The organism is Flavivirga jejuensis (assembly GCF_030540765.1).
Taxonomy (GTDB): Bacteria; Bacteroidota; Bacteroidia; order Flavobacteriales; family Flavobacteriaceae; genus Flavivirga; species Flavivirga jejuensis.
On sequence record NZ_JAUOEL010000005.1, the window covers coordinates 175,318 to 188,179 of the forward strand.

Annotated in this window: 8 protein-coding genes; 1 reads left to right on the plus strand and 7 read right to left on the minus strand. The window is 31.6% G+C overall.

What is annotated here, in order from left to right; all coding sequences use genetic code 11:
• Window positions 1-127 precede the first annotated feature (127 nt).
• The 7 genes from Q4Q40_RS14705 to Q4Q40_RS14735 form a co-directional block, all read right to left on the minus strand.
• The gene (locus Q4Q40_RS14705) at window positions 128-1,975 is read right to left on the minus strand and encodes a hypothetical protein (RefSeq protein WP_303302648.1); all 1,848 of its coding nucleotides are present in this window, start codon (window positions 1,973-1,975) and stop codon (window positions 128-130) included.
• Window positions 1,976-1,985: 10 nt separating this feature from the next.
• Window positions 1,986-2,747, minus strand: coding sequence for a LytR/AlgR family response regulator transcription factor (locus tag Q4Q40_RS14710; protein WP_303302650.1), 762 nt, complete (start codon window positions 2,745-2,747; stop codon window positions 1,986-1,988).
• 2 nt (window positions 2,748-2,749) lie between these two features.
• Entirely contained in the window at window positions 2,750-4,639 is a 1,890-nt protein-coding gene (locus Q4Q40_RS14715) for a sensor histidine kinase (protein WP_303302651.1), read from the minus strand.
• A 362-nt stretch (window positions 4,640-5,001) separates the two neighbouring features.
• Window positions 5,002-7,401, minus strand: coding sequence for a glycoside hydrolase family 31 protein (locus Q4Q40_RS14720; protein ID WP_303302652.1), 2,400 nt, complete (start codon window positions 7,399-7,401; stop codon window positions 5,002-5,004).
• A gap of 141 nt (window positions 7,402-7,542) precedes the next feature.
• Window positions 7,543-9,450, minus strand: a complete 1,908-nt coding sequence (gene glgB / locus Q4Q40_RS14725) for a 1,4-alpha-glucan branching protein GlgB (protein ID WP_303302653.1) — start codon at window positions 9,448-9,450, stop codon at window positions 7,543-7,545.
• A 3-nt stretch (window positions 9,451-9,453) separates the two neighbouring features.
• Complete coding sequence (locus tag Q4Q40_RS14730) at window positions 9,454-10,719, minus strand: glucose-1-phosphate adenylyltransferase (RefSeq protein ID WP_303302654.1); 1,266 nt, start codon at window positions 10,717-10,719, stop codon at window positions 9,454-9,456.
• Complete coding sequence (locus Q4Q40_RS14735) at window positions 10,716-12,131, minus strand: glycogen synthase (protein WP_303302655.1); 1,416 nt, start codon at window positions 12,129-12,131, stop codon at window positions 10,716-10,718. Before Q4Q40_RS14735 ends, Q4Q40_RS14730 begins: the two co-directional genes overlap by 4 nt.
• 451 nt (window positions 12,132-12,582) lie before the next feature.
• Between Q4Q40_RS14735 and Q4Q40_RS14740 the strand changes: the two genes are divergently transcribed.
• The gene (locus tag Q4Q40_RS14740; protein WP_303302656.1) at window positions 12,583-12,858 is read left to right on the plus strand and encodes a hypothetical protein; all 276 of its coding nucleotides are present in this window, start codon (window positions 12,583-12,585) and stop codon (window positions 12,856-12,858) included.
• Window positions 12,859-12,862 lie beyond the last annotated feature (4 nt).

The window sequence follows — 12,862 nt, forward strand, 5'->3', positions numbered from 1 at the left end:
CACTATGTTTTAATCGAAAAGAATTTCCAGGTTTCCGTTGAAATTGTCATTCCGTGCCTGTGCTCAACTTGATTGGGTATGAAACCGAAACCAGCAAAGGCAGGGATAGTTGGTTTCAAGAAATTCTTTATTTATCTGGGTTTATATTAAATTTTTTTATAAAAATTGATTCTATGTTGTAACTTTTCAAATCATTATATACAGTCTCTCCATCCTTTTTTACTAAAACATCATGTACTGAAGCGTTGAACCTAAATAACTGTCTAATATAGTTATAATCATCGTTTGGCATTCTTATAGAATTTATAAAGCCATTTTTTTCAACAGAAGTATTGTATTTTTCTATTGAAGATCTGGACTCGTTAGTAATATTTAGAAATACAATGTCTTTATTGTTTTTATATAAGTCTCGTCTTTTTTTCATGCGTTCCAAGCTTTCTCCTTTGTAGTAAGTATTGGGGTTCCAAAATTGAACCACTACAATCTTTCCTTTATAAGGCGCTATTATCTTATTAAAAATGGCTGTTCCTGGTTCGCTATAGGGTAACTTATAAAACTCAGGTTTTGATATTTCGTTTTCAAATAAATCATCTCCCACTTTTATTAAATGAGGACTTTTAATATCTTTTTTTAATTCTGACCAATACCATGCCTTGTCTTTGTATAAACCATCAGTCTCCATTATAAATTTTAATGTTCTGGATTTTATAATTTCATAGATTAAATTATTTTTTACACCCAAATTAGTTGCTAACGAATCTTGTTTTTTCCATTTCTGTACAAAGTTCTTTTTTCTCTTATTATCCATTCTTATTCTGCTAACTTGAGAATATTCTTTAATAAGAACTTCATGCTTTTTACGAAACTTAGTTATTTTTTCTGTTAATTCTTTTGATAATTTTATATTATTAATTCTATTAGACTTTTCCTTTTCAATTCTATCAAAGAGTTGTTTCTCTTCTGCGCTTACGGTTACGTTTTTGTTTTCTAAAAACTCTAAAAAATCTTTTGTAGCAATGCCTGTACTAATGCTTCTGTTTTTTTCTAAAGCTTGTAATGGTGGTGCATATTCTAGTCTGTTTACAAAAAGACCAAAATCTTGATTTACCAATAAAGACTGTTTATGTAATGGTAATTCTTTTATAAAATCATAATAACCTTCAGGGATTTGATCCTCAATATTGATCCCTTTACGGTTTAATTTAATTCCTTTACTTACTGAAAAATAATCAAATATATATCTATAAGCTGTAAGTATGATTTGGTTTTCTAGTAACTCACTTGTTTTTCTGTCTATTTCGCCACTTTCTTCATAGGCTTTTATTTTATTTAAGAAGTGCTCTTTAAATTGATACATCTTTTGTTTATACGCAATTGGCTCCATTTCTTCCTGCTTTTTTTGTATAGATCTAGGCGAATATTTAGGTTGAAAATGTAATAAATCAGTATTTATATTTTCTAAAGTCCCTTGATAAATGGCTTTTTTTAAAAAGAGTGAAGTACGTTTAGCTTTTAAGTCTTCCCAATCTAAAATAATAGACAAATTTTGTCCTGGTTCTATATAAAAGGAGATTCTTTGTTTTTCAATAACAAAATAGTTTTGCATGGGGTATTCTAGTGGTAACTCCAATTCAAAACGACCATCTTGATGGATTTCTAACACTCTGGGTTTGTTTTCTCTTGTTAGTTGGTTTGTGTAATAAAAGATTCCTGTTTTTGCTCCTAATGTTTTATCATATCTTTTTATATAACCAATAATTTTTGCTTTCTTTTTGGTATAAAAAGCTGGTGATTCAAAGTTTTCTAATACTGCGGTTGTTGTGTTTGATAATTCACTTTTTAACCACTTTTTAATGCCTTCAGGAATCTTGTTATCATTAATATTCTCTACCTTATTGCAAGGCTCTATGGGGTTTTTTGCATTACAAACAAAAGTTGTAATAAAAATGAATAGTACTGATAAAATCTTTTTCATAATACTGTTTTTATTGATTTATATAATTTTTTATAGTGTCTTTATAAGTTCTTCCAGAGGTAATAACTGTTTTTTTATGATTGTGTAAACTAATTATGTAACGATTATTGAAATACTTCTGAAAATCTTTTACATAAACGGTATTGATTAAAAAACTTCGATGTACTCTTAAAAAGTTTTCTGGCAATTTATTTTCTAATTGAGTTAAAGACTGCTCAACAAGTTCATTTCCTTTATTTGTATATAAAGTCACGTATTTTTCTGTGGCTTCAAAATGACTAATGTCTTCTAATTTCACAAAAACTATTTTATCGCCTTTTTTAACTGTTACCGATGTAATTCTTTTTTTCTCTTTGGTTTCAGCAATGGTATTTATGGCTTTAAAAATATTCTCTTTTGAAAAATTTGTTTTTAACTGTTCTATTTTTAAAACGGTTTGTTGTAATCGCGCTTCTTTTACAGGTTTTATCAAGTAGTCAATACTATTGGTTTCAAAGGCTTTTAATGAATAATCTTCAAAAGCGGTACAAAATATAACCATTGGTATCACCTCTAATCTTTTTAACAATTCGAAACCTGTTAAACCTGGCATTTCTATATCTAAAAAAATAATATCGGGTTGCAAATCTATAATCAATTTTTCCGCTTCATGACCATTTTCTGCTTCTCCTATAATTGTAAATAATTCCGAAAACTTAGCAATTAATTTTTTAAGACGCACTCTAGCCAAACGCTCATCATCAACAACTAAAACGGTATATGTTTTTTTCATGATTATAATTGTGACGGAATTAAAATTGTAATTTTCTTTTTAGGCGTGTTCGTCCAGTTTAAGATTGCTTTGTCTCCGTAGCTTAATCGTAGCAAATCATACACAGATTGCAATCCGTAGCCACTATACATATCCTTTGGAAAATCTATTCCATTGTCGCTTACAGTAATCCATAATTTTCCTTCTTCTTCTTTTATTTCTAAATTTATTTCTCCACAGGCTTCTACTTTAGAAACACCATGTTTCACTGCATTCTCAATAAGTGGTTGTAAAATATACATGGGAATTTCTTTTTTTAGTAAACCGTTTTCCACATCAATTGTAAACTGTAAACGCTTTCCAAATCTAATTTTTTCAATTTTTAAATAATTTTCTAACATTTCTACTTCATCTTCTATGGTGCTCATTTTTTTATCTTTTCGATTGATAGAATACCGAAATAAATCTGATAAAGAAAGAATCATTTCTTCTGCTTTACTAGTGCTTTCATGCATTAAGCTAGCAATAGAGTTTAACGCATTGTATAAAAAATGTGGATTGATATGCGCATGTAAAGATTTTAACTCGTTTTTTGCATTTAATTCTTTTAGTCTACTCAATTCTATCTCTTTTTGTTTTACTAAAGAATCTGAAAAATGATTTAAATAGATTAACAAACCGCGACCAAGGGTTAAGGTTAGAAACACAAAAAATAGCGGAATATAAACAGGAAGTGTTCCGTTTGTTTTACTAATTAAATAATAGCCTATTAATACAGGAATGTGTAATGCGCTAAATGTTAAAACTAATTTCATTACAAATTGATATGTAAAACCTAGGTAATTATTGATGATTCTTTGCTCTGCAACCCATAATAAAAAGGATATGATTAATGCTGAGCTCAATACATACAGAAAGCTATTTATGGTGTTTTTTAATGAACCACCTGGTTGTTGAATTTCTATAAAATGGCTATATATCCAATGTAAGTTCATCAATCCCAATAAAACAACGAGCATGGGAAAAAAATAATACAAGTATGTTGTTTTTCGACTATTAAAAAGCGAAAATGAGAGTATAAATAACAACAAGCCTACTAAGCCTATTAGTGCATAAACCTTTAAGTGTGCTAAATTTTTATTTATAAAAAGATTTGCATACCTCCAAGGGTAAGTTTCATACATATAGTCAGAAAATTGCTGTTCAAAATTATCTGAATATAACTTTTGAATTAAAAACTTGTCTATTTCTGTAAATTCTTTATCCAGTACATTATATGTTGGACTGTTAAAGAGTGCTTCAGTAGGATAGGTGATGTTTAAAAAAAGGAAATCATTACTATTATGAACAAAACAGATTGTTCTTAAGACTTCATATTGGATGTATTTTTTTCGTTCTTCTAAAGAGGTTTCCTTTTTAAAACTAAAGTATAATGATTGTATGCTTTCATTGGTTCCTCGTTTATTTCTGTATGGATCTGTTTCGAAGTTGATTTTTATAGTAGATGAAATAATATCACAATATGAATAGCCTTGCGTTTTATTTTTTCTGTTGGTTAGATCTTTGCTATATTCTGAAAATTCGTTTTTTGTAAAACTTGAAAAGTACTCAACTGTTTTATGAGGGATTATTTTTTTTAAATCTTCTATAATTATACTAACAGCCACACTATCCTTTTCTGTAGCATTTTTAAGTGTGAACAAAATAGGACCTGAAAACTTTTTAGCAGTCTCATTGCTTCTATTTATCTTTCCTTCAAAAAGCTTATCTTTTACATACTCCCAAGGTATATCCTTCTCTTTTTTTGAAAAACCGTTATCTTCAACCTGTATTAATAATGAATCTTGAGAAGAACTCATCATTTTCAAAAACAACGGGGTTATTAGTATTATAATTAAGAGTATTTTTTTCATCTTTAATTTATTAGTGACACTCAATTTTGAGAAGTCTGTAAGACACATTCAAAATTGTAAGTTGAACCTGCCTTTGCTGACAGGCAGGTTAATTCCGATTTTTAGCGGGATCTATTTTTAATACCTCGACCCTGAGGTTTAACCTTTTGTTACACTACAAAGAAACCTTATTAAGGTATTTTTCAAAATATTTTTCCGACGAATGGCATTTTTGAAATTAATACTCTAAAAAATAATAGACTATACCAATCCCAATTTTAGGTTTGTTTTAATTTTAGAATTGGTATAATAATATAAAAAAGCCTTTCTTTTTAAAAAAGAAAGGCTTTTATGATACATACATTCACAAAGAGCAAAAAACGTTACCCTTTTATTTGAAGGTTTGTAAATTCTTTAGGAACAATAAGTGAATTGTCACCATTAAATTTAACATCTTTTAAATCAACATATTCATTGTCTACTTTAATAGATTTTACTTTAAAAGGCAATCCGAATAAATTAATTTTAAAGGTCTTATAAGAGGTTTCGTATTCTCCTCTTTTATGTATTCTAATAATAAGTTTATTTCCATTACCAGCTAGGTTAAATTTCTTTAAGCTGTAACGCCCTTTAGTATAATCGTAACCATCATTGGCATCTTCATATAGCTCAGAGTCTTCTTTTCCGTTTTTATAATAGGCATCTAAAGTTAATTCTTCAATGTCTTTTTCACCTACATATTGTTGTATAGGGTACTTAGGAATAATAGCTCCTGCTTTTACAAAAATGGGCATACTATCTAAATCGGCGTCAACCCATGTTTCTTTTCCTCCAGAAATCAATTCTTTTGTCCAGAAATTGTACCATTCACCTCTTGGAATGTACATGCGTCGTCCTTTAGAATTGGGCTCGTTTATTGGGCAAATTAAAAGTTGATCGCCACAAATAAACTCATCAGTTCTGTAGTGTGTTTGCGAATCTTCCTGATCAAACAACACTAACGATTTTAACATGGGCACATTATTATGGGAATATTGATAGAATGATGTGTATAAATAAGGTAATAGTTCATATCTAATTTCAATAAACTTACGGACTACGTCTGTAATTTCTTCATCGAAAGCCCAAGGTTCCTGGTCGCCATGATCGCCAGAAGAGTGTGTTCTACAGAATGGATGGAAAGCGCCTAGTTGAATCCAACGTGCATATAATTCTCCGTTTGGTTGTTCGGCAAACCCACCAATATCAGATCCTGCAAAAGAGAATCCCGATAAAGCTAAACGTTGTGCTTGAATATTTGCAATTTGTAAATGCTCCCATGATGCTACATTATCCCCCATCCAGGTTGAGGTATAACGTTGTGTACCAGAATAAGCCGAACGTGTAATTACAAAGGGGCGTTTTGGATAGTTAAAGCGTTTTAACCCGTGGTAGGTAGCGCGAGCCATTTGCATTCCATAAATATTATGCGCTTTTTGATGGCTACAAGGGTTTCCGTCATAATCATGGCGTACATCTGCAGGAAATGTTTTCCCAGGAACGTCCATAACTGCGGGTTCGTTCATATCATTCCAAACACCTTTTACCCCAATATCTTCAATTAATTCTTTAAATAATCCAGCCCACCATTCTCTTACTTCTGGTCTTGTAAAATCGGGAAAATAACATTCTCCAGGCCAGACTTTACCTTTCATATAAGGACCGTCTGCACGCTTACAGAAATAGTCTTTATCCAGTGCTTCTTTAAAAACACTGTATGCATTATCAATTTTGATTCCTGGATCAATAATCACGACCGTTTTAAAGCCATCGTCTGTTAATTCCTTAACCATTCTTTTTGGATCTGGAAAATGGTCTTTACTCCAAGTAAAACAACGAAAACCTTCCATGTAATCTATATCTAAATAAATAGCATCGCAAGGAATTTTTAGTGCTCTAAATTTATTGGTGATTTCTTTTACGTTAGATTCTGGATAGTAACTCCATTTACACTGATGGTATCCTAAAGCCCATAAAGGTGGAAGTTCTGGGGTTCCTGTTAAATCCGTATAGTTTGTAACCACATCTTGCATTTTAGGGCCGTAAATGAAGTAATAATTCATTTCGCCACCTTGAGCCCAAAAACTAGTTACGTTTCTTCTTTCCTGGCAGAAATCAAAGAATGTTTTAAACGTGTTATCAAAAAAGATTCCATAAGATTTTCCGTTATGTAATCCTGTATAAAATGGAATGGCTTTATAAATAGGGTCGGTATTTTTACCAAAAGCATAAGAATCTGTTGCCCAATTTTCAAAACGTTTTCCTTTTAAATTCAGGTGTTGAGGTTTGTCTCCTAAACCATAATAACTTTCTCCATTTTGAGCAGCTTTACTCATTTTAACAATATCGCCACCTAATTCGTAGCTTTCTTCCCAATGGAAACCTAGCTCGTCTTCACAAATTAAGGTATTGTTTTTGGCATCATAAATAGATTTTCTTAAATCTGTTTTATGGATGTGACAAATTAATTTTGAGGTGGTTATTATATATTTTTTCTCGTCGTCTGTAATTTCTAAGTGATTGTAGCCTCTACTTGCATCTTCATCTATAGCATAAGAAAAGTCATTGTTAAATTTGCCTACGGTTGTATATCTAAAACGAAGGACACTATCTCTTAAAACAGTAAGCTGAAGGATAACGTTATTAGAAGTTGAAAAATGTAATACATCTACATCTTTTTGGTAATCTGTTATATTAGCAGGAAATAGGTCTCCTTTATATTCTAATTCGGTATTTAAAATCATAGGGAATAGCGCAATTTATTAGTTGCCTAAATTACTAAATTTAGCAGGCATTAGTGGTCAGTTTTTATTAAAAAAACATCACGGTTTTTTGATAAAACACAAATAATCAACGAGATAATTACAAAAACCTCAAATAAGAACTTATTTAAGTTGAAATGTAACCATGGCTAAAGGTGGTAGTGTTATTTCTGCCGAAAAGTCTTTACCATTCCAGGGGTCTTTTTTTGTTGCAATCATTTTTTTGTTCATAACCCCACTTCCTCCAAATGCTTTGGCATCACTATTAAAAATTTCTTTGATCTTTGATTTTATAGGAACTCCAATTTTGTAATTTTCTCTAATAGTTGGCGTTAAGTTGCAAACAACGATCACATCATTTTTAGACTCATAGCCTTTTCTTATATAGGATATTACACAGTTTTGATGATCATCAAAACTAATCCACTCAAACCCTTCGCCACTAAATCCTTTTTCATATAAGGCTGGGGTTGTTTTATAGAGTTTGTTTAATTCTTTATAATAGTTTTGAAGATTTTTATGTGGTTCGAACTCTAATAGATTCCAGTCTAAACTTGTCTGGAAATCCCATTCGTTATATTGACCAAATTCACTTCCCATAAATAATAATTTAGTTCCTGGGTGTGTAAACATATAACCATACAATAAACGGAGGTTTGCAAAGCGCTGCCATTCATCACCAGGCATTCTTCCTAAAATAGAATTTTTACCATAAACCACTTCATCGTGTGATAATGGTAACATAAAATTTTCGGTAAAAGCATACGCCAGACTAAATGTTATGTCGTTTTGATGGTGCTTTCTGTAAATGGGATCTTTAGCAAAATATTCAAGCGTATCATGCATCCAGCCCATCATCCATTTCATTCCAAAGCCTAATCCTCCAGAAAAAACAGGTTTAGAAACCATAGGAAACGCTGTAGATTCTTCTGCGATGGTTTGAACGTCTGGGAATGATCTGTATATCTCTTTGTTCAATTCCTTTAAAAAACTTATAACAGCCAGGTTTTCTCTGCCGCCATAAATATTTGGTTCCCATTCGCCATCTTCACGAGAATAATCTAAAAATAACATAGATGCAACGGCATCAACACGTAAACCGTCTGCGTGATATTGCTCCATCCAAAAAATGGCATTACTTATTAAAAAAGACCTTACCTCGTTACGTTCGTAATTGAAAATTAAACTTTTCCAATCTTGATGATAGCCTTTTCTTTTATCTGGATGTTCATATAAATTTGAGCCATCAAAAAAACCGAGACCATGGGCATCTTCAGGAAAGTGAGATGGTACCCAATCGAGAATAATACCAATATCGTTTTGATGTAGTTTATCAACTAAATATTTAAATTCTTCTGGGTACCCAAAACGAGAAGTGGGGGCAAAATAGCCTGTTAGTTGGTATCCCCATGAAGGATCGTAAGGATATTCCATAATAGGCATGAGTTCTACATGTGTAAAATTCATGTCTTTTACATAGTTTACTAAATCATCAGCTAATTCATAATACGATAAAAACCGATCTTCTTCTAAATGTCTTTTCCAAGAGCCTAAATGTACTTCGTAAACAGAATAAGGAGCGTCTATCGCATTATGCTTTTTACGCTTTTTCATCCAATTTGTATCTTTCCATACATAAGAGTCGTCCCAAACTATCGATGCTGTTTTTGGAGGGTGTTCGCAACGTCTTGCATATGGATCGGCTTTTTCAGTTTTTATACCGTCATTATTGCTTTCAATCTTGTATTTATAAATAGAGCCTTTTCCAATTAAAGGAATAAAGCCTTCCCAGATACCACTTGAATCCCAGCGGACGTTTAATTGATGTTCGCCTTCTTTCCAATAGTTAAAATCGCCAATTACAGATACCGATTTAGCACTAGGAGCCCAAACAGCAAAATAAGTTCCTTCTATACCATCAATAATTGTTATATGAGATCCAAATTTTTCATAAAGACGATAATGTGTTCCTGCTTTAAAGAGATTGATGTCGAAATCTGTAAATAAGCTATAAGGTTTTACTTGTGCCATATATTAAATTACAAACCCGTTAGGAATAATTGCACCATTTTTAACTACTACGATGCCTTCTTTAACGGCATAGGTATCGGTTTCTGTATCTTTTAAGTGGTTACCTCCATTTATTCTTACATCGTCACCAATACGACAGTTTTTATCTAGAATGGCATTTTTAATAAAACACCGCTCTCCAATACCCATTAAGTTTTTTATTTTCTTTTCTTTTATCTCGTGTAATGTTTCGTAATAATCGCTACCCATCATATAGGTTTTTATTACTGTAGATTCGTCACCAATTCTCGATCGAATGCCAATAACAGATTTTTCAATTTTTGCGGCACTAATAATGCATCCTTCAGCAATTACTGTTTTGTTTAATGTTGTGCCTGTTATTTTAGTTGTGGGTAGCATTCTAGCGTGTGTGTATATCCGCTTTTTCTTGTCATACAAATCAAACTTAGGGATGTCGTCTGTTAAGCCAATATTTGCTTCAAAAAAGGAATCGATATTACCTATATCTGTCCAATACCCTTCGTATTGATAACTTAATGTTTTATGTTTTTCAATATTTTGAGGAATAATTTCTTTACCAAAATCTATGGTACTAGGATCATTCATTAATTTGATTAATAAATCTCTATTAAAAATATAAATCCCCATAGAAGCCAAATAATTTCGACCTTCGCTTTTCATTTCATCACTCACTTCAGAGGTCCAATCGGGTAATAAATTTGCTTCTGGTTTTTCTATAAAAGAGGTTACTACACTTTTATCATTTGCTTTTAAGATACCGAAAGAGGTTGCGTCTTTTGCATTTACAGGGATGGTTGCAATTGAAATTTTAGCTTTACTTTTTTCATGAGCATCAATCATTTTATCATAATCCATTTGATATAATTGATCTCCAGATAGGATTAATGCATAATCGAAATCATGTCTTAAAAAGTGATGCATACTTTGGCGAACGGCATCTGCTGTGCCTTGAAACCAACCTTTATTATCTGGTGTTTGTTCTGCAGCAAGCACATCAACAAAAGCACTACTAAAAAAACTAAAATGATAGGTATCTTTAATATGACGGTTTAAAGATGCTGAGTTGAATTGTGTTAAAACAAACATACGTTTAATATCTGCGTTAATACAATTAGAAATGGGGATGTCTACCAACCTATATTTTCCTGCAATAGGAACTGCTGGTTTAGACCTTTTTTCTGTTAATGGATATAGTCTTGAACCTTGACCGCCACCTAATATAATAGCTAAAACCTTATCGTTAATCATATTTTTAGTTTAATGGATTTATATAATTTTACATACTCTTTTGCAGATGCGTTCCAGGAATGGTTAATTTCCATAATCTGCTCACTTAATTTTTTATAAGTGTTATTGTTATTGTAGAGGGAAACGCCTCTGTTAATGGCGTTTGTTATATCTGAAATGGTAACGTCTTTATGACAAATACCGAATCCGTTTTTTTCTGAGATGTCTATAACAGTATCTTTAAGTCCACCAATACTTCTTACAATTGGTATGGTGCCATATCTTAAGGCATACATTTGGTTTAAGCCACAGGGCTCAACTCTAGATGGCATGAGTAAAAAATCTGCTCCAGCATAAATAATATGTGATAATGCTTCGTCGTATCCTATAAAAGCATTGTATGTACCTTTATAATCTTTTTTAAGAGCTTCTAGCTGAATTTCCACCTCATCATGCCCCGAGCCTAATAATAAGATTGAGGCGTCTCCTTTTTCAAGAGTCTCTTTAAATGTTTCAGGAAAGAGATCAGATCCTTTTTCTCCAACTAATCTACCAATAAAAGCAAAAAGCGGTTTGTTAGGATCTAAATTAAAAGTATCACATAAATGTTTTTTGTTTTCCTTTTTTCCCGAAACGACTGTTTTGGTATTGTAATTAGAAATAAGGTAGTTGTCGGTTTCAGGATTCCATACATTCCAATCTATACCATTTAGAATACCAGAACATTTTGCACTTTCATGATTTAGTAAATCTTCTAATCCGTTGGCAGATTGTTTTAATTCTTCCATATAGCTGGGAGAAACTGTGGTAACTTTCCAAGCACATTTTATTGCCGCTGCTAATGGGTTTATATTGTTACCCCAATCTAAAAGCCCTACATTTTCAAAATTAAAAGCGGGAATTAAGTTTACTTTTTTGTGAGAGAACCACCCCTGGTATTGTGCATTATGTATGGTTAAAATAGTGGGGATTTTTCTAAAACTCTCATATTTAAAACTTTCTTGGAGCATAAAAGGTGTTAGTCCTGTATGATGATCGTGACAGTGTATGTAATCGGGGTGTTTATCCCAAGTTAACATCCAATCTAAAACGGCAATTTGAAAGGCTAAAAACCGCTCGGTATCGTCATTAGAATACACATATTCTTTGAACAAAAGTTCGGGAACATCAACAAAAAATAAGTCAAAACCTAAAAGAGGTTCTTTTAAGCTTAATATTTTAAAAGGGAATGATGTGTCTCCTAAGCTTAATTCAGACTTATAAATGGTATTAAATGTATTGGTTTTGGTAAACTTGTTATTATAAAAAGGCATAATAACCTGAGATGAAACTGTCGCATTATTTTGATATTTAGGTAACGCTCCAACAACATCTGCTAATCCTCCTACTTTGGCTACGGGGTAGCATTCTGCACTTATGTGTACAACATTCATATATAATTTTGCATATCTTATAAACTTACAAAATTATTATCTAAAATTTTTGACGTACTCTATTTTTGAAGAAAAAAGAGCATATTTACAAATAATCGAAATTATTGTTAAGTAATCGCATTAAATACCTTGTTTTAATTTTAATTGTTCAATTAAATTTAGTGATAATAACTAGTTGGTACTGTTTGGGTTCTGACAATATAAACGAGAAAATCACTTTTGAAAGTAACTTTTTTAACCATTCAATGTAAAACAGTACAAACGAATTATAGTCTTTTCTTAAGGATATTTTTTAATAAAAGTTTTTTGGGTGATTGAATTTGCATGGAATATGGAATAATGATTAAATCAGTCAAAATGAAATATTGTTCGTATTTTTATTAGGTTAATTTTCTTTAGCTTTAAAGAAAAACTATATTAGCTCAAAATTTAACAAAATAACCTTATAATTATGAAAAAACTTATGTTATCTGCTCTATTAATTGGAGCTTTAGGATTTACATCATGCGGAAGTGATGATGATGGTGATTCAGCGAAAAGCTGTGAAACATTAGCACAGGAGCTTACTGATACTTTGTCTGATTATGTAACTGATCAGTCTGTTGAAAACTGTAATGCTTATAAAGCGGCATTACAAGCATTAGTTGATAACGGAACTTGTTTAGAAGAGGGAGAGGAAGCAACAACACAGGCTCTAATTGATGGATTAGACTGCGCGGCATTGTAGTAGA

Excerpts from the sequence above, each read along its gene's own strand:
- Q4Q40_RS14740 (WP_303302656.1), top strand. The coding sequence starts at position 12,583 with ATGAAAAAACTTATGTTATCTGCTCTATTAATTGGAGCTTTAGGATTT.
- Q4Q40_RS14715 (WP_303302651.1), bottom strand. The coding sequence starts at position 4,639 with ATGAAAAAAATACTCTTAATTATAATACTAATAACCCCGTTGTTTTTG.
- glgB (WP_303302653.1), bottom strand. The coding sequence starts at position 9,450 with ATGGCACAAGTAAAACCTTATAGCTTATTTACAGATTTCGACATCAAT.
- Q4Q40_RS14710 (WP_303302650.1), bottom strand. The coding sequence starts at position 2,747 with ATGAAAAAAACATATACCGTTTTAGTTGTTGATGATGAGCGTTTGGCT.
- Q4Q40_RS14730 (WP_303302654.1), bottom strand. The coding sequence starts at position 10,719 with ATGATTAACGATAAGGTTTTAGCTATTATATTAGGTGGCGGTCAAGGT.
- Q4Q40_RS14735 (WP_303302655.1), bottom strand. The coding sequence starts at position 12,131 with ATGAATGTTGTACACATAAGTGCAGAATGCTACCCCGTAGCCAAAGTA.
- Q4Q40_RS14720 (WP_303302652.1), bottom strand. The coding sequence starts at position 7,401 with ATGATTTTAAATACCGAATTAGAATATAAAGGAGACCTATTTCCTGCT.
- Q4Q40_RS14705 (WP_303302648.1), bottom strand. The coding sequence starts at position 1,975 with ATGAAAAAGATTTTATCAGTACTATTCATTTTTATTACAACTTTTGTT.